General features: G+C 65.6%; 23 protein-coding genes and 1 tRNA gene. 14 read left to right on the forward strand and 10 right to left on the reverse strand.

Annotated features, from left to right (window positions below):
• Positions 1-60 precede the first annotated feature (60 nt).
• A complete protein-coding gene (gene rnhB / locus QA609_RS02770; protein WP_278301057.1) occupies positions 61-729 on the reverse strand; it encodes a ribonuclease HII in 669 nt (222 codons plus the stop codon).
• Positions 730-910: 181 nt separating this feature from the next.
• Between rnhB and QA609_RS02775 the strand changes: the two genes are divergently transcribed.
• A complete protein-coding gene (locus tag QA609_RS02775; protein WP_278301058.1) occupies positions 911-3,019 on the forward strand; it encodes a S9 family peptidase in 2,109 nt (702 codons plus the stop codon).
• Positions 3,020-3,150: 131 nt separating this feature from the next.
• Positions 3,151-3,633 carry an SHOCT domain-containing protein gene (locus tag QA609_RS02780; protein WP_278301059.1) on the forward strand — a complete coding sequence of 161 codons (483 nt, stop codon included), beginning with the start codon at positions 3,151-3,153 and terminating at the stop codon, positions 3,631-3,633.
• A gap of 16 nt (positions 3,634-3,649) precedes the next feature.
• On the opposite strand, the gene QA609_RS02785 is transcribed toward QA609_RS02780, so the two are convergent.
• From QA609_RS02785 to QA609_RS02795, 3 genes are all read right to left on the reverse strand, one after another.
• A complete protein-coding gene (locus QA609_RS02785; protein WP_278301174.1) occupies positions 3,650-4,363 on the reverse strand; it encodes a transposase in 714 nt (237 codons plus the stop codon).
• Complete coding sequence (locus tag QA609_RS02790) at positions 4,287-4,901, reverse strand: hypothetical protein (RefSeq protein ID WP_278301178.1); 615 nt, start codon at positions 4,899-4,901, stop codon at positions 4,287-4,289. The genes QA609_RS02785 and QA609_RS02790 overlap by 77 nt, the downstream gene beginning before the upstream one ends.
• A gap of 256 nt (positions 4,902-5,157) precedes the next feature.
• On the reverse strand, positions 5,158-6,543 hold the full coding sequence (locus QA609_RS02795; RefSeq protein WP_278301060.1) for a tRNA pseudouridine(54/55) synthase Pus10: 1,386 nt from the start codon (positions 6,541-6,543) through the stop codon (positions 5,158-5,160).
• A 112-nt stretch (positions 6,544-6,655) separates the two neighbouring features.
• On the opposite strand from QA609_RS02795, the gene QA609_RS02800 reads away from it, so the two are divergent.
• From QA609_RS02800 to QA609_RS02810, 3 genes are all read left to right on the forward strand, one after another.
• The gene (locus tag QA609_RS02800; RefSeq protein WP_278301061.1) at positions 6,656-7,765 is read left to right on the forward strand and encodes a trypsin-like peptidase domain-containing protein; all 1,110 of its coding nucleotides are present in this window, start codon (positions 6,656-6,658) and stop codon (positions 7,763-7,765) included.
• A gap of 239 nt (positions 7,766-8,004) precedes the next feature.
• Positions 8,005-8,211 carry a hypothetical protein gene (locus QA609_RS02805; RefSeq protein WP_278301062.1) on the forward strand — a complete coding sequence of 69 codons (207 nt, stop codon included), beginning with the start codon at positions 8,005-8,007 and terminating at the stop codon, positions 8,209-8,211.
• A gap of 3 nt (positions 8,212-8,214) precedes the next feature.
• A complete protein-coding gene (locus QA609_RS02810; RefSeq protein ID WP_278301063.1) occupies positions 8,215-8,403 on the forward strand; it encodes a hypothetical protein in 189 nt (62 codons plus the stop codon).
• A gap of 26 nt (positions 8,404-8,429) precedes the next feature.
• Here QA609_RS02810 and QA609_RS02815 read toward each other — a convergent pair whose 3' ends face one another.
• Complete coding sequence (locus QA609_RS02815; RefSeq protein WP_278301064.1) at positions 8,430-8,609, reverse strand: HVO_A0556 family zinc finger protein; 180 nt, start codon at positions 8,607-8,609, stop codon at positions 8,430-8,432.
• 163 nt (positions 8,610-8,772) lie between these two features.
• Between QA609_RS02815 and trmY the strand changes: the two genes are divergently transcribed.
• Together trmY and QA609_RS02825 are read left to right on the forward strand one after the other, a co-directional pair.
• Positions 8,773-9,369 carry a tRNA (pseudouridine(54)-N(1))-methyltransferase TrmY gene (gene trmY / locus QA609_RS02820; RefSeq protein ID WP_278301065.1) on the forward strand — a complete coding sequence of 199 codons (597 nt, stop codon included), beginning with the start codon at positions 8,773-8,775 and terminating at the stop codon, positions 9,367-9,369.
• Positions 9,370-9,557: 188 nt separating this feature from the next.
• Positions 9,558-9,630 (forward strand) — tRNA-Pro (locus tag QA609_RS02825).
• A gap of 408 nt (positions 9,631-10,038) precedes the next feature.
• On the opposite strand, the gene QA609_RS02830 is transcribed toward QA609_RS02825, so the two are convergent.
• A complete protein-coding gene (locus tag QA609_RS02830; RefSeq protein WP_278301066.1) occupies positions 10,039-10,428 on the reverse strand; it encodes a PPOX class F420-dependent oxidoreductase in 390 nt (129 codons plus the stop codon).
• 117 nt (positions 10,429-10,545) lie between these two features.
• Here QA609_RS02830 and QA609_RS02835 point away from each other — a divergent pair, with 117 nt between their 5' ends.
• Both QA609_RS02835 and QA609_RS02840 read left to right on the forward strand, forming a co-directional pair.
• Positions 10,546-10,764: a hypothetical protein gene (locus QA609_RS02835; RefSeq protein WP_278301067.1), complete on the forward strand. Its 219-nt coding sequence runs from the start codon at positions 10,546-10,548 to the stop codon at positions 10,762-10,764.
• A gap of 111 nt (positions 10,765-10,875) precedes the next feature.
• Entirely contained in the window at positions 10,876-11,607 is a 732-nt protein-coding gene (locus QA609_RS02840) for a hypothetical protein (protein ID WP_278301068.1), read from the forward strand.
• Between the two features lie 222 nt (positions 11,608-11,829).
• On the opposite strand, the gene QA609_RS02845 is transcribed toward QA609_RS02840, so the two are convergent.
• Positions 11,830-12,105 (reverse strand): PadR family transcriptional regulator, encoded by a 276-nt coding sequence (locus tag QA609_RS02845; RefSeq protein WP_005554076.1) that lies wholly within the window; start codon positions 12,103-12,105, stop codon positions 11,830-11,832.
• Between the two features lie 170 nt (positions 12,106-12,275).
• On the opposite strand from QA609_RS02845, the gene QA609_RS02850 reads away from it, so the two are divergent.
• A complete protein-coding gene (locus tag QA609_RS02850; protein ID WP_278301069.1) occupies positions 12,276-12,830 on the forward strand; it encodes an NUDIX hydrolase in 555 nt (184 codons plus the stop codon).
• 98 nt (positions 12,831-12,928) lie between these two features.
• Here QA609_RS02850 and QA609_RS02855 read toward each other — a convergent pair whose 3' ends face one another.
• Complete coding sequence (locus QA609_RS02855; protein ID WP_278301070.1) at positions 12,929-14,236, reverse strand: hypothetical protein; 1,308 nt, start codon at positions 14,234-14,236, stop codon at positions 12,929-12,931.
• 298 nt (positions 14,237-14,534) lie between these two features.
• A complete protein-coding gene (locus QA609_RS02860; RefSeq protein ID WP_278301071.1) occupies positions 14,535-15,902 on the reverse strand; it encodes a hypothetical protein in 1,368 nt (455 codons plus the stop codon).
• A 242-nt stretch (positions 15,903-16,144) separates the two neighbouring features.
• On the opposite strand from QA609_RS02860, the gene tgtA reads away from it, so the two are divergent.
• Complete coding sequence (gene tgtA / locus QA609_RS02865) at positions 16,145-17,623, forward strand: tRNA guanosine(15) transglycosylase TgtA (protein ID WP_278301175.1); 1,479 nt, start codon at positions 16,145-16,147, stop codon at positions 17,621-17,623.
• Positions 17,624-17,751: 128 nt separating this feature from the next.
• The gene (locus QA609_RS02870; protein WP_278301072.1) at positions 17,752-18,108 is read left to right on the forward strand and encodes an RNA-binding protein; all 357 of its coding nucleotides are present in this window, start codon (positions 17,752-17,754) and stop codon (positions 18,106-18,108) included.
• Here the strand turns inward: QA609_RS02870 and QA609_RS02875 are convergent, their stop codons facing one another.
• Positions 18,109-18,363 carry a hypothetical protein gene (locus QA609_RS02875; protein ID WP_278301073.1) on the reverse strand — a complete coding sequence of 85 codons (255 nt, stop codon included), beginning with the start codon at positions 18,361-18,363 and terminating at the stop codon, positions 18,109-18,111.
• Between the two features lie 87 nt (positions 18,364-18,450).
• On the opposite strand from QA609_RS02875, the gene QA609_RS02880 reads away from it, so the two are divergent.
• Positions 18,451-18,861: a hypothetical protein gene (locus QA609_RS02880; RefSeq protein WP_278301074.1), complete on the forward strand. Its 411-nt coding sequence runs from the start codon at positions 18,451-18,453 to the stop codon at positions 18,859-18,861.
• Positions 18,862-18,908: 47 nt separating this feature from the next.
• Positions 18,909-20,660, forward strand: a complete 1,752-nt coding sequence (gene arcS, locus QA609_RS02885; protein ID WP_278301075.1) for an archaeosine synthase subunit alpha — start codon at positions 18,909-18,911, stop codon at positions 20,658-20,660.
• Positions 20,661-20,785 lie beyond the last annotated feature (125 nt).

The following is a 20,785-nucleotide window of genomic DNA, read 5'->3' on the forward strand; positions in this document are numbered from 1 at the left end:
TACCACGTAGGTCGGGACCGCGCATAAAACGACGACATGCAGCCGACAGGGATCGGTTCGTCAGAACTGCTCGAGGCCAGTCTGCTCGGCGTCGGCGAGGACGTCCGCGCAGGTCGACCACGACTCGCGGGCGAAGGGCGGTAGTTCGCCGCGGTCTGCGACGTGAGACTCGAGGAACGCCCGCGTGGTCGGATCGCTCGGGTAGCCGCTGCCGACCGGGCCGTACTCGTCGGCCAGCGCGGCCATCGAGGCGTCGCGTTCGACCTTGGCGACGATGCTCGCCGCGCCCACGATCGGGTCCTCGTCGTCGGCACCGTGTGCGGCCGTTAGCTCGAGGTCGCGCTCGGGCTCGCAGGCGTCGGCCACTCGACGGGCAAAGCGGTCGGCGTCGGTGTCGCAGGCGTCACAGCGGCCGGACGCCGGCGAATCGGCGGAGAGGCCGGCGGCCTCGAGGACCCCGTCGATCGCCTCGGCGTGAGCCCTGACCGCCAGCGAGTTCATATCCGTTTCGGGGTCGTCGATCAGGGACGGCGTGATCTCGCTGACGCCGACGGCGATTCGGTCGTCCTCGCGCAGGGTCGCCGCCAGCTCCTCGCGGCGCTCGGGAGCGAGTCGCTTCGAATCCGCGATTCCCTCCGGAAGCGCGTCGGTGTCCTCGCAGTGGACGGCCGCAGCGAACATCGATCCCAGTGCGGGTCCCTTCCCCGCCTCGTCGACGCCGAATGGCATGGCTCGAGGATCCGTCGCGACCCGCTAAACCGTTTCGTTGTTCGAACACCGAGCCCCTTCCTCCCGGGAGCCATCTCGTCGGAAACCCGCGGTGCCCCGTCCGAGGGAGTCGAACAGATCCTGCGAGGCGGTTCCGGGTGGGCCCGCAACACATATCACAGGTCGATGAAACGTAGTTGGCGTGACCGAACGATCCGAGCTTCCGCTGGAAGCGTTCTACGACCTCACGGAGATCACCGACGTCGCGGTCTCGCCCGACGGCGATCGGGTCGCGTTCACCGCGACCGAGTACGAACAGGACGCCGACGAGGCCGTCGCCTCGCTGTTCGTCGTCCCGACGGACGGCGCGAGGGAGCCACACCGGCTGACGACCGTCGCCGGCGCCTCGAGTCCGGCCTGGAGCCCGTCGGGAGACGAACTCGCGTTTCTCGCCGCGCGGGAGGCGGACGTCGGGCAGCGAGTCGGGTGGCAGGACCGGGGGGACGAGGGAGACGACTCGAGTGTGGCGGACGGGGACGAAGACGCCGACGCAACGGACGCTGCGAACGGGTCCGAAGCCGACGACGAACCGAAACCGCAGGTGTGGCTGTTCGACCTCGCTCGGGGCGGGGACGCCCGGCAGGTGACCGACCGCGAGGAGGGCGTCGCGGAGTTCGACTGGAGCCCGGACGGCGATCGGCTCGTGATCGCCGCACGAGATCCGACCGACAACGAGCGGGAGTACCTCGAACAGGTGCGCGAGGGCGGACCGATCGAGACGACGCGCCTCCAGCACAAGGTCGACGGGACCGGCTGGACCGACGACGTGACGAGCTACCTGTTCGTCGTCGACCTCGAGTCGGGCGAGACCGAGCGCCTCGACGACGCCTACGGCGGCGGCGCGTTCCAGGACGTCACGGGGATGGAGCCCCGCTGGGGGCCGACCGACCGCATCGTCTTCACGTCGTGTCGACTCGAGCGACCCGACGACACGCTGGTTCGGGACGTGTACACGATTTCCCCCGACGGCTCGGACCTGCGGCGACTGACCGACGGCGAGTGGCAGTGCACGCGGCCGTCCTGGCGCGAGGACGGAACGCTCGGGTTCGTCGTCCGCGATCCGGAGGACTGGACGAAGCCCGACGAGTTCTACTACCACGACGGCGAGGAACCGCGGTCGTTAACGGCCGATCTCGACAGGGGCGTCGCCCGCGGGGCGACGATCAACTGGGTCGACGACGCGGCGTACGTCCTCGTCGGCGACGAGTCCCGGACGCGGCTCGTTCACGCCGGGATCGACGGCACGGTCGAACGAACCTTCGAGGCCCAGGGCGACGACCGGGCGATCCTCGCGTTCGACGTCGCCGACGACGGCTCGACGGCCGCGCTCGTGTTCTCACACCCCCAGGCGGGGACGGACGTCCACGCGGTCGCAGTCGACGACCTCGAGGCGAGCGAGGAACCCGAGTCGCTCCGGCGGCTTTCCGCGGTCAACGCGGACCTCACCGACTCGTACCCGATGCCGGAGGCCCGCCGCGTCGAGTGGGAGTCCGACGGCTGGACCATCGACGGCATCGTCTACCACGACCCGGCGATCGACCTCGAGGACGGCCCCCACCCGCTCGTGGTGGCGATCCACGGCGGTCCCCTGTCCTACGACGAGCCGGTGTTCAGCTTCGCCCACGCGGCGCTGACGAGTCGCGGCTACGTCGTTCTCCGGCCGAACTACCGCGGCGGCACCTCCCGCGGGCGGGAGTTCGCCGACGTGTTGCGCGGCCGTTGGGGCACCGCTGAGGTCGACGACATCGTCGCGGGGGTCGAGGAGCTCGTCGATCGGGGCTGGGCCGATCGCGACCGTGTTTTCGGCTACGGCTTCTCCTACGGCGGCATCGCCCAGGGGTTCCTCGTCACGCAGACGAACCTGTTCGCCGCGGCCGCGCCGGAACACGGCATCTACGACCTGCGCGCGGACTTCGGAACCGGCGACTCGCACAACTGGATGGAGGCCGACTTCGGCCTCCCCTGGGAGAACCCGGAGGGCTACGACGCTGCCTCGGCCATCCTCGACGCCGGCGAGATCGACACGCCGCTGCTCGTGACGGCGGGTGGCGAGGACTGGCGCTGTCCACCGTCGCAGTCCGAACAGCTCTACACCGCCGCACGCAAGCAGGGAGTCGACGCGAAACTGATCGTCTACCCCGACGAGCACCACAACATCGGCGATCCCGACCGTGCGATCCACCGCCTCGAGCAGGTACTGGCGTGGTACGAGACACACGATCCGGGAATCGAGGGCCAGTCCGAAGGGTAAGTGAGTCGTTTCTCGGCGGCCGCGATCGGGCTGGCCCGGGCCTCACGCTCCCGCAGGCGATTGCGCCGCGCTCGAGCGGGACGTGTTGCCCGATCTACAGCTTTTTGGGCCGAGTCGTCGTTAGCGATGGTATGAGCGGTATCGATCCCGTCGAACGGATCAAACTGTATCCCGCGATCCTCGCCTTTCCCGCACTCGGCGTGTTGATCGTCGGTGGCCTTCTCGGCAGCACGGCGCTCCTCGCGGCCGGCATTCTCGGGTTGCTCGCCGTCCCGATGCTCGTGTTGCTGTTCGGCGATTCCGAGACGGTCGAGCGGTGGTGGGGAGCGGAGACCGCTGACCGACTCGACGCCGATACCGAGGAGACGAACGCCGAAAACGACGCATTCGAGGTGCTGAAACGACGATATGCGTCCGACGATATCGACGAGGCGACGTTCGAACGCAGAGTGCAAACCCTCCTCGATGCGAACGCGCTAGCGGAGTCGAGTCCTGGTTCGAACGACCCGCCATCGGATGAACGTACGCGTGTTGATGACAGGACCGACAGTAAACTACCTCACCCTACTTCGCTCACCCCATACGAGGGTCGCTCGTTGAGGGTGGGGCTTTGATGTGGACTCCCGGCAATCAGTCGCCAGCAATAGGCTGGTAACACTCACCGTTCAACGTCCCACCATTCAAACGCACGTCTACTGGTGCGTCTCCGCTCCCCGGCTTGGGCGAGGAACAGAGTCTATGTTGTCGTTTTCGAGCGTATCGTAGCCCGATGTTCTTCGCTGCATTGTAGTCCGCGTTCACTTCGTACCCGCACTTCTGGCATTCAAACTGTTTTCCGTGGCGGTTGTCCTTGTGCGTGAATCCGCAGTCCGTCCGAGAACAGCGTTGAGACGTGTGGTTCGGCTTGACCTGTTCCACCAAGATACCGCGTTCCGGGGCCTTGTAGGAGACGTACTCGAATAGAAGTCGGAACGCCCAGATATGGTGCCACTTCGCCTGCGGAAGTCGCTCTCGAATATCGGTCAACTCCTCGAAAACGATCACGCCACAATCGTGTTCGACGGCCTCCGTGACGATCTCGTTAGCGATGGTGTGAATGTACTGTTTCCGCCATGCTTCCTCTCGCTTGCCAAGTCGGAGCAAGGCGTTGTGTGCAGCTTGCGTGCCGCGCTGTTGCATCTCGCCCCGTCGTTTCTCGAACTCACGGCACCAATGATCGTAGTCGTTTCCTTGCCAGAACGTGCCGGTTGAAGCCACTGCGAGACCGTTAACGCCGAGGTCGATACCGAGAACTGTTTGGCTCGGTATCTTCCGAAACCTCGGACTCGTCGGCAGAATCGCTATCGTGCTTCCGGGTGGTGATGTGGAAGTAGAACTCGTCGGTCGCTTTGTCGTATTGGAGTGTACTTGCTCGGAACTCGTACTCCTCAGAGAGCACGTACTGTTCGTAGGGTGTTGGACTATCTGCCGGGAGCTCGAAGTCACACTCAATGCGACCGTTAACCGTCGAAAGCGAGACTTTGTTCCGGTAGAACGTTGCACTCCGTTTGTCATAGACCATGCTCCATGAGGTGAACTCCGGTTGACTCACTCGCTTGCCCTGCTTCCACCGTTCGACGCACCCTTTCGCCGCTTGAACAGCACGTCTAATGGCCTCTTGAACGAGGTTGGCGGTGAGATCAGTTTCTTCCCGGAGCTCCGTGTAGAGTACGTCTCGTGCGGTTGAGTTCGCAGTGATACAGTCCGTGTAGGAGCTATCGTCCCAGCAGAACTCGGCAGCACGGTTCGCACAGTAGAGGAACTGCTCGGCGGTTTCGTGGAGGTCGTCGCGGCGCTCATCCGGAACGGTGAGTTTGACCGGTGCGGTTCGACGCACCTCCATACTTCAGATTACTACCGGACGGTATCTATATATTCGGGGGTCGGATGGCTGTCATCATGTGGCCTCGTCGGTCTTTGTCGGTTTCCTCTCCGACCTACTCACTCACTACGTTCGTTCCTTGAGGTCGGAGGCTCCACCTCGAATTATGCTGAACCGACGACTCGACCGACCGAGGAGCGCGAGGGCACCCTCACGGAGGACGTTCGATAATCCATCGCTTCGACGAACCGAGACGGATCGAAACGGCTCTCCGTGCTCAGTCCGCGTCTCCGTCGGCGTCGCTCCTCGTTTTCGCCGCCGGCTCGTCCCGGAAGAACGCCTCGAGCTCGAACGGTTCGTCCTCGCCCTCGACGCCGGTGACGTCCAGCGCCGACACGTCGGCGTCGGTCTCGAGCAGGCCGGCCAAACTGGGCTCGGTTCGGCCCTCGTCGCTACTGATGAGTTCCTTCACGTAGAGACCGCCGGCGCCGTGGAGACGAACCTCGCCGCGGGTCGGATCGTCGGGGTCGAGCTCGCCGTCGATCTCGTAGACGGTTCGCTCGCGAGTCAGCCCCGCGCGACGGTGGTCGACCCGCTGGGGCGTGTACTGCTCGACGGTGGTGCCCGAGAGCTCCTCGAGCGCGGTCTCGAAGTCGGCCTGGTCGACTGGTTCGGAAAATTCGACGTCCGCGCGGTAGCGCTTGCTCGCGTCGTGTTCCTTGACGCGCTCGACCATCTCGTAGGTCGCGAGCCGGAGCTCCTCGACCTCCACACTCCCCTCGGCCGCGTCGTTGATCTCGCGTTCGAGTTCGGTGGGATCGGGATCGCGACGCTTCGGTCGCTTGACCTCGAGGACGAACGGGCGTCCCTCCTCGAGCATCCGGGCGTCGACGTCCTCGCGGCCCGCGCCGTGAAAGGTGCCCTCCTCGCCGTCCATCGCGTCGACGACGTGGGGGCGGACGACCTGTTCGACGCTGGTGTCGTACATGTAGCCCGAGCCGCCGCAGTAGTCACAGGGCTCCTCGCCGTCGTCGCCCAGCTGGATCCCGCTGCCGCCACACTCGCGACAGGGCCACTCCGTCTGGGGGATATCCCGCTCGAGCTTGCGGTAACGGCCGTAGACGAACGCCGGATTGATCTGGACGTCGACCGCGTGGCTCGTGACGGCGTCGTCCGCGTCGAACTCGAGGGGGTCGAACGCCTCGAGGTCGATGACCGCGAGCACGTCCGGGCGGTCGAAGTCGACCTCGGCGCCCGTCTTCGATCCGACGCGGCGACCGACCTCGCGGTTCATCTCGCGTTTCATCGACTCGCCGACGTCGGGCTCGAGACCCGCGTCCTCGCGGAACAGCCGTTCGTTCTCCTCGACCAGCGGCGGAACCCGGGTGCCGACCTGGTAGGTCGCGAAGTCGACTCCCTCGAGTTCGGCGACGATCGTCTCCGCGATCGCGTCGAAGGTTCCACAGTACCCCTCGCAGACCCAGCACGCATCGGGATCGACGGGCTCGAAATCGTCGTCGTCCTCGATCGCGATCGTCGTCCGCAGCGCCCGGCCCCGCTCGGCGTTGGTCAGCCCGAAGCTCCGCTCGGCGAACGGCCGGCCGAGACAGGAGTCACAGACCGATCCCGTCGCGAGCAGCGCACGGGCGTCCTCGGTACTCATGTTCGCCCACTCGGGTAGCCGCGGGTAACACGTTTTCCATTCGATGCCCGCGGCTGATCACCGTGGCGGACTGTCCCACGAGGTTCAAATACGTCCGGTACAACCCGTCGGTATGGATCAGTATCGACCGAGCCGTCGCGACGTTCTCGCGGGTGCGGGCGTCGGACTCGCCGGCCTGGTCGCCGGCTGTGCCGAACCGCGGACCGAGAGCTCGATCGAGGGGGACTCCTCGAGCGGGATCGATCGGGAGAACCGCGCGGACGGGTCGACCTACACCGACGTCTACGAGACGATCATCGACTCGGTGACCCAGATCCGTGCGTTCGGGATCGAGGATCCCTATACCGAGGAGGAGGGTCGGGGCCAGGGGTCAGGGTTCGTCGTCGACGGCGAGTACATCGTCACGAACGAACACGTCGTCGCCGGCGCGGAGGAAGTCGACCTCCAGTACATCAACGGCGACTGGTCGGGCACCCGACTGCTGGGCAGCGACCGCCACAGCGATCTCGCGGTTCTCGAGGCCGACCACGTTCCCGACGGCGCGGCCCCGCTGGGGCTGGCCGAGGAGCGGCCCGTCGTCGGCCAGGAGGTGCTCGCGATTGGCAACCCCTACGGCCTCGAGGGGTCGATGTCGTCGGGGATCGTCAGCGGGGTCGATCGAACCGTTCCGGCCCCCCACGGCGACTTCGCGTTCTCGAACGCCGTCCAGACCGACGCGGCGGTCAACCCCGGTAACAGCGGCGGGCCGCTGGTCGACCTCGACGGGAGCGTCGTCGGCGTCGTCAACGCCGGCGGCGGCGACAACATCGGTTTTGCGATCTCGGCCGCGCTCTCCCGACGGGTCGTCCCCGCGCTCATCGAGGACGGCGAGTACGACCACCCGTTCCTCGGGATTGCGCTCGCGACCGTCGACCGACTGATCGCCGAGGAGAACGACCTCGAGGAGGCGACGGGCGTCATCGTCACCGAGACGCTTCAGGAGCCCGCACTCGGCGCCCTCCGGGGGGCGGAGCGAACCGTCGAGCGCGGCGGCGAACCCGTTCCGGTCGGCGGCGACGTCATCCTCTCGATCGACGGGGAACCGATCCCGGACCGCCACGCGCTCTCGACGGTCCTCGCGCTCGAGACCAGCCCCGGCGACACCGTCGCGGTCGAACTGCGTCGTGACGGCGAGGTCCAAACCGTCGATCTGACTCTCGGCGTCCGACCGACCGACGACTGAGAGAGACAGGTATCGAACCGAACGGAGTCCGTACGGTCGACGATACCGGTTGCCGGCAGCGAAAACTATCGGTAACGATACGGTATATTCTCACTTCAGATACATTCTTTTACAACTGATTAAGGAACCTGAAAGGCGTCAGAGAGGAACGCTACCGCGACAGCTCGATCAGTTAAATCCTCGATAACAATAGTGGGCTTCGGCGTAGTCGTGGTTGGCGCGATGGCCGCCTGTTCCCTATGACAAACACGAACACAACCGACCCCGATGCCGAACCGGTTCCCTCCCGAGACTCGAGTCTCGAACTCGACAGTGTCACGATCCAGAACAACGACGGCCCTAACGAGTGTGCGATGTTTCCACGGAACGCGACCGAGATGGAGCTGATGACCAACTGGATCGCGGCCTACGACGACGCGTTCGTCAGGCTCGAGTCGATGCGCTGAGCCATGTACGCCTGGAGCACCGTCACCGCAATCGGGTTCTGGATCGGGACCCTCCTCCCGGTCGTCTACCTGCCGGTGTTCGTCGCCGGCATCGATTCGGTGCAAGCGCTGACGCTGCTGTTCGGCCTGCTCGCCGTTCACGCGCTCGCCCTGATCGTCGGACACGGCTACGACGGCTCACGAACCCGGTGACCGGTCGACCCCCGCTGACGCTCCTTTTACTCCGAGGGCTGCCAGACCTGTGCCTGGGGCGTGCCGCAGTCGTCACAGACCGCGGCCGCGTTGTCCTTGTACTCCTCGCGTTCGAGTTCGCCGTCCGCACAGACCGGACAGGGCCGCCCCTCGAGGATGACGAGCACGTTCCGTCGTTGCCCGGCGGTGGACTGTGGTTTCGACATACTACTCACTACTGCCACCCGACTGACGTGAAACCGTTCGCCCTGTGTATGCAACGTAAGACTAAATGAAATTAACGTGCGCGGAAAGATAACACGGAACTCGTTTCGACCGAGCGCGATCAGAAACCGTCGCCCCTATCCCCGCCGTCGGCGTCGCTCAGGTATGCGCCAGTTCGTACTCATCGGTCACGAGATCCCGACCGAGCCGTCGTTCTCGCTGGACGACCTCGCGGGCGGAGCCGGTCGGCTCGACGCGCTCTGTCGGTCGATAACGTCGGCGTTCGTCACCTCCCACGGGATCCGCGAGGACGTCCGAGTCCACCTCGTCGCGGGCGACGAGTTCACGATCACCTTCGACGGAAGCGAGCTTCGACGGCTGAACCCCGACGAGCGAAGCACCGCCGCGCTGGTCCGGAAGGCCCTCGAACACCGCGAGGAAGCCATCGGCGCGATGCCTGCCGAACCCAGCCCCGGCGTCGAACTCTACCGCCGCGGGTTCGAGGCGACCCTCGAGACCGTCGCCGACGAGGGCACCGTCGTCCAGCTCCACGAGGACGGCGAACCCGTTACCGAAGCGGGAACGCTCGAGAATCCGATCTTCGTGCTCTCGGACCACCAGGATTTCACGCCCGAGGAGGCGGCGCTGCTCGAGGACGCGGCCGACCGACGACTGCGGCTGGGTCCGGAACTCCTCCACGCCGACCAGGCGATCACGGTGGCCCACCACTTCCTCGACACCGACGGCTACGAGCGCGTTTAGGTGGTTGTTAGGAGATGGTTGCTAACAAGCACCACAGTTTCGGTGGTAGTTAACAGTCGTCACTCCACTCGAGCCGGGCAGAAGGTGCCGGAACTCGAGGCTAGTACCGACGGTCGAGACCACTCGGCAGCCGGCTCGAGACTCGCTTTCGGAAGGGTTAAACGATCGGCTGTCCACACTCTATCTGCGGGCCGGTGGGGTAGCTTGGTATCCTTCGGCCTTCGGGTGGCCGTAACCGCGATTCGAATTCGCGCCGGCCCACTTCTCCCGCAATTTCGTCCGATAGCGACGGCCTCCGGGTGGCCGTAACCGCGTTCTCGTGAGCGAAGCGAACGAGAGCCGCAGGCTCTCGCGTGATTCGAATTCGCGTCGGTCCACCTCTCCGGCACCTGTTACCCCTTAGCGGCACGTACGTGGGACCGAGGATTCCGTACCCGAGAGCCGACGACGTCGACCCCGCTCGAAGAAGCCGAAAAGGACTCCACTCGGCGAAACGACCGGGAGCCCGCAGAGACGGCTTGAATGCTCGTCGGCCGTCGTACGTTACGTTCGTGAGCATCGCGAGTGTGCTACGAAAAAACCGCGTCTCCGTAGCGAATTCTCAGACGGTCCACGTTCTGGTAGCGCGTGCTGCTGGTCGGTCAGACACGACTGCTGCTCGAGTACCACCTACAGCACTCTCTCGGCTCGAACCACCATCACCACTCGTTCGGTTTCGACCGGGTTCGGATACTCCTCGACGTTCAGATATCGCCGCGAAAGCTCGTCGATGTGGGCTCGAGCCCCCTCCGTCCGCAGCTCCTCGACCTCGCCGACGACCGACAGGTACCGGTACGGATCATCCGGGTCGGTCATGCTGACCCCGACGGCGGGGTTCGCTCGCACGTTGCGCTCTTTCTGGCGACCACGCTCCGTGTTGACCAGCAGTCGCTCCGCCTCGGGATCGTAGTCGATCCAGACCGGTGTGATGTGGGGAGCGCCGTCGGCGGTTAGCGTCCCGACGTGAGCGAACGTCGGCTTCTCGAACAGATCGTGGTACTCCTCGGGAATCGGAACCATGGTTCGGGACATGCTCGCCGACTTCTTGGTACTGTCTCTCACTGGCGGGCTCCTTCGAGCGTTCGACCACGCGAATGCCGGGGGGTGGCGTATGCCGGTCGAACGAGATGTAGGGATATGAACCAGACCCGACGACGGCTGCTGCAGGTCGGCGGCGCGACGATGGCGACCGCGGTTATCGCCGGCTGCGGCGACACCGAGGACGAGGACGGCGCCCCCGAGGATCCCACCGAAGAGGACGAGGAGGGCGGAATCGACGGCGGCGAGGACGACCAGGCCGAAGCCGAGGAGGGTACCGGAAACGGGCAGGAAGCCGACGAGGACGACGAGGAGTAATCCCGCGACGCCGCCTCGAGGCGGTTTCTCGCGGTCCCGAAGCCACTCGAGCGACGGCAGTAGCTACTCCGAATCCAAACCGTTACTGGACTCGAGCGCCTCGAACGGACGATGACTGACGGACTCGACAGCGACGTCGCCCCCGCGGACGACGTCGCTTCGCGACGTGACGAGGTTGCAGCCCGCGTACGAGCCCACGCCGGCGAGATGGCCCGCGAGCTGGCGGTTCTGCAGGGCGGGGACTACGGCCAGCGTACCTTCGAGACCGCCGACGGGGACTGGACGCTCAAGTACGAAGCCGGCGACGTCCAGTACCTGCGATACGAGCCGAGTTCGGGTTCCGAGATCTACGTCGTCTCGAGCAAGCAGCCGCCCGAGCCGGGCCCGCTCGAGCAGGCCCTCGACGACTACGACGCGTTCGTCGATGTCTTCAACGACCACATCGAGTCGTTCGAGGGGCTGTTCGACGACGCGGCGACGGAGTTTCCCGCAGTCGCCAGCGCGGCGGAGCTGGCCGCCGAGCGCGACCGCATCCTCGAGCGGATCCGGGAGGTCGCGACCGCGATGGCCCAGGAGCTCCACCGCTACGACGGGGAGTACGGCACCTACCGAACGACGGTGTCGGGTACCCGCTGGGAGCTGAAGTGGGACGGTGACGCCGTTTCGTACCTGCGGGTCGGCGGGTCGGACGGCACCTACCTGCTCTCGCAGTACGGCCCCGCGCCGGCTCCCGAGGTTCGTCGGCTCGTCGACGACGTCGGCGCCTTCGTCCGCTCGTTCAACGAGGACGTCGCCGACCTCGAGGCGGACCTCTCCCGCGTCTCCTTCGAGACAACGCCGTAGGCTCTGCCTACGGTGAGAGCGCCCGGCTGTAGGCTCTCCGTTCTTCGCTCGTTCGAGGACGATCCTGGAGCTCCGCCGGTGTCGGCTGCGAACAGTGCCCGCGTCCGTGCTCGGGCGGCCGACCGCAGGCAACCGGTTCCGCCCTCGGAGCAGGGATGCCGTCGCTGACCAGTCGCTCGAGGCCGTCGCTCTCCGACGGGTGACGGAACGAACGAAGCGCCCTCAGACGTCGACGTAGCGACTGACCCACTCCTGGCGCTGCTGGAGTTCGCGTCGACCTTTCGGCGTCAGCGCATAGTAGTTCGTCCGTCGGTCGAGCTGGCCCTTCTCGATGAGTTCCTTCTCGACGAGCGCGTCGAGATTCGGATACAGCCGGCCGTGCGTGACCGGCTGATCGATGTACTGGTTGATATCGTCGAGGATTTCCTGCCCCGACGGTCGGTCCTTGCCCGCGATGACGTACAGCAAGTCGCGCTGGAACCCGGTTAGTTCGTCCATGGAGTATCCTCTGAATGGCGACCTTCAGCGATCTGTGGCTTTGTTATAGAGCAGGTACGTTCGCCGGCCCGAGCGGAACGCACTGCATAGTCGATTCGACCTCCCGCTACTCGATCGCGGTTCGGATCCGTGACGGGGCGTTTTTTACGTCGAGAACCGTAGCCGGCGTTATGCCGACCGATCCGCTCGCCTGGGAAACCCTCGAGAAACGGACGTCGTACTCCTGTCCGGGGTTCGACGTGATCACCGAAACCGTCCGGCTTCCGGACGAGACCGAAACCGAGTTCGACTACGTCTCGGAGCCGGCGAGCGTCTGCGTCCTGCCGTTTACGCCCGACGGCGACGTCGTCTGCATCGAGGAGTGGCGCCAGGCGGTCTCGCGGATCAACCGCGGGCTCCCCGTCGGCGGCACCGAACCCGACGACGACGACCTCGAGGCCGCGGCCAGGCGCGAACTGGCCGAGGAGACCGGTCACGAGGCCGAGCGACTCGAGCCGCTCGCGACGGTCGAACCGGCAAACGGGATCGCCGACTCCGTCATGCACTTTTTCGTCGCCTACGGCTGTCGTCCCTCCGCCGAGCAGCGCCTCGATCACAACGAGAGCATCCGCCCGACCGAGACGACCCTCGAGGAGCTCACGGAGGCGGTCCGTACCGGGGAGATCCGCGACGGCAGGACGGTGCTGGCGCTGTCGTACTACCGACTGTTCGAGGCGGACGAGTAGGTTGCTCGCGAAGCGGTGCGGGTCGCCTGGTTCGCTACGAAGAGACGGCCGCGAACGGTCGCGACCGGTGATTCGGCTCGATCGCTCGAGCGGACCGTTCAGCGCAGGACTGCGATCGAGGGCGTTTCGTCCTCGTCGTCCTCGAGGTCGTTCTCCTCGTCGTCGGTCTCTTCGTCGGCCTCGTCGTCGGTCACTTCCTCGAGGTCCTGGGCGTCCCCGAGCGTGACGGTGTCGGCGTTGGCGTCGGTGACCGAGATCATGGAGGCGGAGGCCTGGGAGACCGTTTCGGTCGTGGCCTCGTCGTTCTCCTCCTCATCGGTCGCATCGACCTCCTCGTCCTCGGCAGCGTTCTCGTCCTCGTCAGCCGCGTGGTTCTCCTCGTCGGCTTCCTCGAGCGACTCGATCGTCATCGAGTCGAAGGTGACCTCCTCGACGTCGAACTGCTCGATGGTGAGCTCCTCGATCTCCTGGGTTTCGCCGTTCTCGTCCTCGGCAGCATCCTCCTCGTCGGCCGCGTCGTTCTCCTCGTCGGCCGCGTCGTCCTCGTCTTCGGTGGCGTCCTCGGCGTCGTCGTTCTCGTCCTCGTCAGCCGCGTCGTTCTCCTCGTCGTCGCCGAAGATCCCGTCGAACCAGTCACCGATATCGTCGAGGAGGCCGCCGTCCTCGACGGTCAGCTCGTCGATCGTCATCTGTTCGACGTCCATCGTCTCGATAGTTAGAGTCTGGATCGTGAGTTCGCTCGCGTCCTCGTCGATCAGATCCTGACCGTTCTCGGGTGCCTCGTCGTCCGCGGCGTCGTCATCGTTCATTTCCTCGTCCGTCTCGTCATCCGCGAGGTCGTTCTCCTCGTCGGCTTCCTCGGTTTCCTCGTCGTCCATCATCTCGTCATCGTCCATCATCTCGTCGTCGTCCATCATCTCGTCGTCGTCCATCATCTCGTCATCGTCCATCATCTCGTCATCGTCCATCATCTCGTCATCGTCCATCATCTCCTCCTCGTCGAGCTCGAGGTTGTCGATCGAGACGTCCTCGAGGGTCAGCGACTCGAGCTGGATGTCCGAGATCGTCACGTCCTGGGCGGTCTCGGTGTCGGCAGCGTCATCGTCCTCCTGGTTCTCTTCCGCTTGGTCCTCCTCCTGGTTCTCTTCGCCGTTCTCGTCGAGTTCCTCCTCGAGGTCCTGCGTGTCGGCCTCGAGTTCGTCGACGTTCAGTTCCTCGATCGTCGCGTCCTCGATCGTCACTTCCTCGAGGTCGAGGGTTTCGACCTGGACGTTCTCGAGCGTCGCGCTCACGTCTCCGGCGTCGTCGCTCGCGCCCGCTGACGCGCCGGCGAGGGCGGGACCCCCCGAGAGCGCGACCAGCAGTGCGACGAACACGACGCCGAGTTTCTGTACGTTTGAAACCATGCGAGCCGACCGTGGTCGGTAGCCGAGCTAAAACGAGCCGACTGTTACGGTGTCGTGCTCGAGACAAGCCCGAATTAGCGCCCGACCCCGTCGTCCTAATCGGTCGTTCACTCCGACCGGATCGGCGGCAGCTTGCGATCGAAACCGGATACGTCAGCTCCTCGACAATCCGAACGCGACGGGCAGTAGTACTCCGCGAGAACAGGACGTTTACTCACGGCATCGAAAAGAAATCGCGGTCAGTCCGCGGTCGGCACCGCCGACCGACCGGAACCGGTCGATCTCGCGTACAAACCGGTTAGCTCAGCGTGGCGATCGAGGGGAGACCGTCGTCGTTCTCCTCCTCGTCGTCATCGTCATCGAGCAGTCCGTTGTCGTTCTCCTCGTCGTCGTCGATCGCCTCGAGCTCCGCGGCGTCGCCGAGCGTCAGCGTGTCGACGGTCGCGTCACCGATCGAGATCGACGATGCGGACGCCTGGCTGACCGTCTCCTCGGCGGTGTCGGTCTCATCGGCGTCCTCGTCGTCCATCTCGTCGTCCTCAGCCGCGTCGTCCTCCATCTCCTCGTCGTCGTTCATCTCGTCGTTCGCGTTCTCCTCGTCGTCAGGCGCGTCCTCGGCGTCAGCTTCCTCGACCGACATGGCGGTCATCGAGTCGATGGTCATCTCCTCGACGTCGAACTGTTCGATGGTGAGCTCGTCGATCTCCTGGGTCGTTTCGTCGTCCTCAGGTGCGTCCTCGTCATCCATTTCCTCGTCGGCGTTCTCCTCGTCCTCGGCCTCGTCGTCGTTCATCTCGTCGTCGGCGTTCTCCTCGTCGTCGACGCCGTTCTCTTCGTCTTCAGCGGCGTCCTCGTCATCCATTTCCTCGTCGTCGTTCATCTCGTCGTCATCGACGGTCAGCTCGTCGATAGTGAGCTGCTCGACGTCCATCGTCTCGATGGTCAGGGTCTGGATCGTGAGCTCGTCAGCCTCCTCGTCGATCAGATCCTGGCCGTTCTCTTCGGCCTCGTCGTTGTCGTCCTCGAGCAGGCCGTCATCGTTCTCCTCGGCCTCGTCGTTGTCGTCGTTCAGGAGGCCGTTATCATCGTTCTCCTCGTCGTCAGCTTCGTCGGCCTCCTCGTCATCGACGCCGTTGTCCTCCTCGTCGACGTCGTTCATCTCGTCCTCGTCGAGTTCGAGATCGTCGACCGAGACGTCCTCGAGCTCGAGCGACTCGAGTTCGATGTCGGTGAGGGTCACCTCGTCGGCGTCATCGTCGTTCATCTCGTCTTCGTCATCGGCGTTCTCTTCGTCATCGACGCCGTTCTCTTCGTCATCGACGCCGTTCTCCTCGTCATCGACGCCGTTCTCTTCGTCCTCAGCTGCGTTCTCTTCGTCGTCAGCCGCCTCGTCCTCGTCAGCGGCGTCGGCGTTCTCGTCGAGTGCGTCCTGGAGTTCTTGCGTATCGGCGTCGAACTCCTCGACGTTCAGCTCCTCGATGGTAGCGTCTTCGACCGTGACGCTGTCGAGTTCGAGGCTCTCGACCTGGACGTTCTCGAGTGTTGCGCTCATGTCTCCGGCATCATCGCTCGCGGCTGTGGACGCTCCGGCGAGGGCAGGACCCCCCGAGAGAGCGACCAGCAGTGCAACGAGGACGACGCCGAGTTGTTGCGATCGTGAAACCATGCGGGCCACGCTACACCCAGCCGGAGAGTAAAACGAGACGACTGTTACGCCATTATCGTCGAGAAAAGATCAGTTAGAACCGTGTAACCGTCGCTAACCTCTTGTTCCTCGTCTCGTTTCCCGTGACCGTAATCGACGGCGACACGACGACGACACGACGGGAGCGATCGCCTCCGGATCGGCGGACGGAGCCACCGCAGGAGAACGGAACGTTTACCGACGCCCTCGCCAACACACGGTCGATGCGCGAGTGCTTCGAACTCCGGGACGCCGACGCCGGCGGCCGTATCGGCGAACTCACCGTTCCGCGAGCGGACGTGACCGTCGAGACGCCGGCGCTGTTGCCGGTGATCAACCCGAATCTGGACACGATCTCCCCCCGTCGGCTCGCCGAGGAGTTCGGCGCCGAGATTCTCATCACCAACTCCTACATTATCTACGGCACCGAGGACGTCCGAGAGGCCGCCCTCGAGGACGGACTCCACGAGCTGCTCGACTTCCCAGGCGCGATCATGACCGACTCCGGCTCCTTCCAGCTCGCGGAGTACGGCGAGATCGACGTCACCACCGAGGAGATCCTCGACTTCCAGTACCGGATCGGCTCGGACATCGCCACCCCAGTCGACATCCCGACCCCGCCGGACGTCTCCCGCGAGCAGGCCGAGGACGAACTCGCGACCACGCAGGAACGCCTCGAGATCGCCGAGACCGTCGATACGGGCGAAATGCTCGTCAACGCGCCCGTCCAGGGATCGACCTATCCCGACCTTCGTGAGGACGCGGGCCGACACGCGGCCGGAACCGACCTCGACGTCTTCCCCGTCGGCGCGGTCGTCCCCCTGATGAACGACTACCGCTACGACGACATGATCGACGCCGTTGCGGGCGCGAAACGCGGGCTCGGGGCCGACGCACCCGTCCACCTCTTCGGTGCTGGCCACCCCATGATGTTCGCGCTGGCCGTCGCGATGGGCTGTGACCTGTTCGATTCCGCGGCCTACGCGCTCTACGCCCGCGACGACCGCTACCTGACGGTTCGGGGTACTCGCCATCTCGAGGACCTCGACTACATGCCGTGTTCGTGTCCGGTCTGTGTCGCCCACTCGCCCGACGAGTTACGAGCGCTGCCCGACCGGGAGCGCGAGGAGGAGCTCGCCGCCCACAACCTCCACGTCACCTTCGAGGAGATCCGCCGGATCAAGCAGGCGATCCGCGCCGGAAAGCTACTCGAGCTGGTCGAACAGCGCGCCCGGGCCCACCCGACGATGCTCGACGGCTACCGCACGCTGCTCGACCACGCCGACCAGCTCGAGCGCTCGGATCCGGTCTCGAAGGGCGCCTTCTTCTACACCTCCCACGAGAGCGCCCGCCGACCCGAGGTGCTGCGCCACCACCAACGCCTCGACCGGCTCTCGGTACCCGACTCGCTGTTTCTCACTGAGGGCGACTCGGACAGCGAGCGCTACGACGACTCCTGGCGGGTCCAGCCGCCGTTTGGCCCCTTCCCGCGGGCGCTCTCGAAGAGCTACCCGCTCACCGCCGAAGTCCCCGAGCGAACCGACCGCGGCGCGCTCGAGGCCGCCGCCGACGGCGTCGCTCGCCTGGTCGAGTGCAATCCCGAGACCGAGTTCGCACTCGGACACCAGGGATGGCCGGCGGACGTGCTCGAGCGGATACCGGATGACGTCGATCTCGTCGATCTGTTCGGAGAGGATGGCTGAAGACCTCGTTTGCGGGTTCGTTTGCGCAGTCGCTACTGCAGCCAAACAACGATCACAGCGCGGCTCTTCGGGAGCAGCCTCCGACACGGACCAGAACAGCAAAGGGGAGAGGACAACCCAGTAGCGGTATGCTCGGGGCCGCGTCGCTCGTTCTGGGCGGAATCGTCGGGGTGTTTTTCGTCGCGTGGCTGATCGACCGCGTTCGTTCCGCCGGCAGCGAACGACGAGAATCCGCAGCGCGCCATCGGGCGGCCCAGCAACGCGAACCGCCGGTCGAGATCGGCGACACCCGCACGGTCGCCATCGAGGAATTTACGACACATCACTCCGGGACGCGCCAGGCCGTCTGCAGGATCGAGGGGTTCGTCGTCTTCGTCGAGGACCTGCCCGACGATCTCGAGGAACGAGACGTTATCGAGATCACGATCCTCTCGTTCAATCGCGGCCACACCTCCGCGACTGCGACCTTCCTCGAGCGGGCCTGATCACTCCCCGAGTTCCTCCTCGAGCGAGAGCCACCAGAGGTAGCCCTCACCGACGACCTCGTGGCTCTCGAGCCGGCCGGCTTCGACCAGCGATTCCAGCCGGGGGACCAGCTCTCCGGGGGTGACGTCGAACTCCCCGGCGAGATAGGTGGTGTTGACGACGGGCTTGGGCGCGGCACGGATCGCCTCGACGATCCGATCGTCGTCGATCGGATCGACCTCGCCGCTCGGCTCTCCGTTCGGCGGTGACGACATAGCATCAGTACGGGCTCGACCGGGTTGAATCCGTGGTCCGGCTGAAACCGAGTCGAGTTTTTCACCGCTGGCGGCGTAGCGGGCGGTATGCTTCGCCCGCTGCTCCTCGCGTTCGCAGTCCTCGAGATCCTCGCTCCCGATCGAATCGTCGCCCGAGGGGAGCGCCTCGCCTTCGAGAACCCGGACGCCGGCCGACTTCGGCCGTGGACGCTCCCGCTGGCTCGACTCGAGGGACTGGCCGTCGTCTGGCTCGTTTGGAACCGCGAGACCGCGTGGCCCGGCGTCAAACCCCTGTTTGCCGTTCTCGGGCTGCCGGCGCTGTTGCAGCCGCGGGCGTTTCTGAACGTCGCGCTCGCGACGGCTTACGAGAACCCCGACGACATCGAGCCGAGGGCGTGGGTCGTCCCGCTCACCCGACTCCTCGGCGCCTGCTACCTGCTCGTCGCGCTGTGGCCCGACGGTTCGGACGCGGGGTCGGCTCTACGGTCGGAGCCGTAGTCGACGGCTATCGACAGCCTCTTTCGCGCGCCGCCGCGAGATGCGGTATGACCGACTACTTCGAAGTACACGCACGCGACGGGGCCGCGCGCGTGGGCGAGCTCCGCCTCGAGGAGCCGCGTTCGACCCCCGCCCTCGTCGACGACGTCCTCGAGGACGCGGGCTCGCTGTGGAGCGCCGATCGGGGGGTGCCCGAGGGCGACGACTCCCGTCTCACCGTCCTCCCCCACCGCGGCTTCCCCGGGGGGACCGCCGACGAGGTCAAAGAGTCGTTCGCCGTCGACTACCCCGACGTCGACTACCCCAGCGTCGCCGTCGTCTCGAGCGACCACGCCGACGACCACGGCACCGACGCCTACGCCGTCTCGGACGTCCAGTCGATCACGGGCCACGGCGCGGCGCTGGTCGAGGCCGTCGTCGAGGCCCGCAAGGCGATTCCGACGGACACCGCGCTCTACTTCTCGGGGGTCGCCACACCCCGTAACGTCGCCGTGCTCGCCTACGCCGGCGTCGACATCTTCGACGAGACCGCCGCCGTCGTACGGGGGACCGAGGGTCGATATCTCACTACGGACGACGCCTACTTCCTCGAGGATCTGGAGGAACTCCCCTGTGCCTGTCCCGCCTGTCAAAAGCCGCGCGAGGAGTTCACCCGCGAGGACTGCGTCGAGCACAACGTCAACGCCCTCGAGGCGGAGCTGGGGATCGTCCGCCGACGGATCCGGGACGGCCGGCTCCGGGACTACGTCGAGGGCCAGGCCCGCCAGGACCAGTGGCTCACCGCTGCCGTGCGCGAACTCGACTCGCAGTGGGGCTACCTCGAGGAGCGCACGCCGATCCTGCGGGACGCACAGATCGACGCCGCGACCGAGGACACCCTCCGGCGAGTCGAGATCCAGCGCTACGCCGATCGGGTGACGACGCGGTACCGTAACCGCTTCGACAATCCGCTCGTGTTGGTGCCCTGCTCGGCGGCGAAACCCTACAGCGAGTCCCAGAGCCACCGCCAGTTCCACGACGCCATTCAGTTCCGGGGCCACCTCGTCTCGATGACCAGCCCCATCGGCGTCGTCCCCCAGGAACTCGAGACGACCTACCCCGCCCAGCACTACGACACCGTCGTCACGGGTCGCTGGTCCGAAGACGAGAAACGGTTCGTGAGTACCGTCCTCGAACGGTACCTCGAACGCAACTCCTACCCGGAGATCATCGCCCACGTCCCCGACGAGGGCTACCGCGATATCGTCGGACGGGTCGAGGACGAACTCGACCTCGACGTCACCTACACCGTCGAGGAGCATCCGACCGACACCGAGTCGCTGGCGAACCTCCAGCGGACGCTCTCTGGAGAGCTCAAGTACTCCAAGCGCGAGCGCGAGCACAACACCGTCCGCGCCATCGCGGACTATCTGCTCGGCGACGGGGCGGGCGACGAGCTCTTCTCCGACATTCAGACGACGAGTCGGTACCCGAAGATCCAGGTTCGCGACCGGGAGGACACCCAGCTGGCGACGATGGTCCCCCAGTACGGGACGCTATCGTTCACGCTCGAGGGCGCCAGGATGTGGGTCGACAGCGAGGCGCCCACGAAACGGGTCGAGATCGACGGCTTCGTCCCCCACGGCAGCGTGCTCGCGCCGGGGGTCGTCGACGCCGACGAGGAGATTCGAGTGGGCGACGAGGTCGTCGTCGAGGGGCCGAAGGCGTTCGGCGTCGGCCGCGCCGAGATGTTCGGCCGCGAGATGGCCGAGAGCACGCGCGGCATCGCCTGCGAGATTCGTCACGTCGAGGAGAAGTAGCGGTCGTTACTTTTTCGCGATCCGTCGCCGTGACCTCTCGCATTTAGCCTGTTTTGGGGCTCCGCAGCCCGATCCGAGACCACGCTGCGGTGGCGCGCGCCGGACGACGGCGAGCGTAACGAAGC

The sequence above is a fragment of the Natronococcus sp. A-GB7 genome, from assembly GCF_029688865.1.
Taxonomy (GTDB): domain Archaea; phylum Halobacteriota; class Halobacteria; order Halobacteriales; family Natrialbaceae; genus Natronococcus.

Coding starts and splice junctions, on each gene's coding strand:
- rnhB (WP_278301057.1), bottom strand. CDS start 729: ATGCCATTCGGCGTCGACGAGGCGGGGAAGGGACCCGCACTGGGATCG.
- QA609_RS02780 (WP_278301059.1), top strand. CDS start 3,151: ATGAGCGGTATCGATCCCGTCGAACGGATCAAACTGTATCCCGCGATC.
- QA609_RS02790 (WP_278301178.1), bottom strand. CDS start 4,901: ATGGAGGTGCGTCGAACCGCACCGGTCAAACTCACCGTTCCGGATGAG.
- QA609_RS02795 (WP_278301060.1), bottom strand. CDS start 6,543: ATGAGTACCGAGGACGCCCGTGCGCTGCTCGCGACGGGATCGGTCTGT.
- QA609_RS02800 (WP_278301061.1), top strand. CDS start 6,656: ATGGATCAGTATCGACCGAGCCGTCGCGACGTTCTCGCGGGTGCGGGC.
- QA609_RS02805 (WP_278301062.1), top strand. CDS start 8,005: ATGACAAACACGAACACAACCGACCCCGATGCCGAACCGGTTCCCTCC.
- QA609_RS02810 (WP_278301063.1), top strand. CDS start 8,215: ATGTACGCCTGGAGCACCGTCACCGCAATCGGGTTCTGGATCGGGACC.
- QA609_RS02815 (WP_278301064.1), bottom strand. CDS start 8,609: ATGTCGAAACCACAGTCCACCGCCGGGCAACGACGGAACGTGCTCGTC.
- trmY (WP_278301065.1), top strand. CDS start 8,773: ATGCGCCAGTTCGTACTCATCGGTCACGAGATCCCGACCGAGCCGTCG.
- QA609_RS02830 (WP_278301066.1), bottom strand. CDS start 10,428: ATGGTTCCGATTCCCGAGGAGTACCACGATCTGTTCGAGAAGCCGACG.
- QA609_RS02835 (WP_278301067.1), top strand. CDS start 10,546: ATGAACCAGACCCGACGACGGCTGCTGCAGGTCGGCGGCGCGACGATG.
- QA609_RS02840 (WP_278301068.1), top strand. CDS start 10,876: ATGACTGACGGACTCGACAGCGACGTCGCCCCCGCGGACGACGTCGCT.
- QA609_RS02845 (WP_005554076.1), bottom strand. CDS start 12,105: ATGGACGAACTAACCGGGTTCCAGCGCGACTTGCTGTACGTCATCGCG.
- QA609_RS02850 (WP_278301069.1), top strand. CDS start 12,276: ATGCCGACCGATCCGCTCGCCTGGGAAACCCTCGAGAAACGGACGTCG.
- QA609_RS02855 (WP_278301070.1), bottom strand. CDS start 14,236: ATGGTTTCAAACGTACAGAAACTCGGCGTCGTGTTCGTCGCACTGCTG.
- QA609_RS02860 (WP_278301071.1), bottom strand. CDS start 15,902: ATGGTTTCACGATCGCAACAACTCGGCGTCGTCCTCGTTGCACTGCTG.
- tgtA (WP_278301175.1), top strand. CDS start 16,145: ATGCGCGAGTGCTTCGAACTCCGGGACGCCGACGCCGGCGGCCGTATC.
- QA609_RS02870 (WP_278301072.1), top strand. CDS start 17,752: ATGCTCGGGGCCGCGTCGCTCGTTCTGGGCGGAATCGTCGGGGTGTTT.
- QA609_RS02875 (WP_278301073.1), bottom strand. CDS start 18,363: ATGTCGTCACCGCCGAACGGAGAGCCGAGCGGCGAGGTCGATCCGATC.
- QA609_RS02880 (WP_278301074.1), top strand. CDS start 18,451: ATGCTTCGCCCGCTGCTCCTCGCGTTCGCAGTCCTCGAGATCCTCGCT.
- arcS (WP_278301075.1), top strand. CDS start 18,909: ATGACCGACTACTTCGAAGTACACGCACGCGACGGGGCCGCGCGCGTG.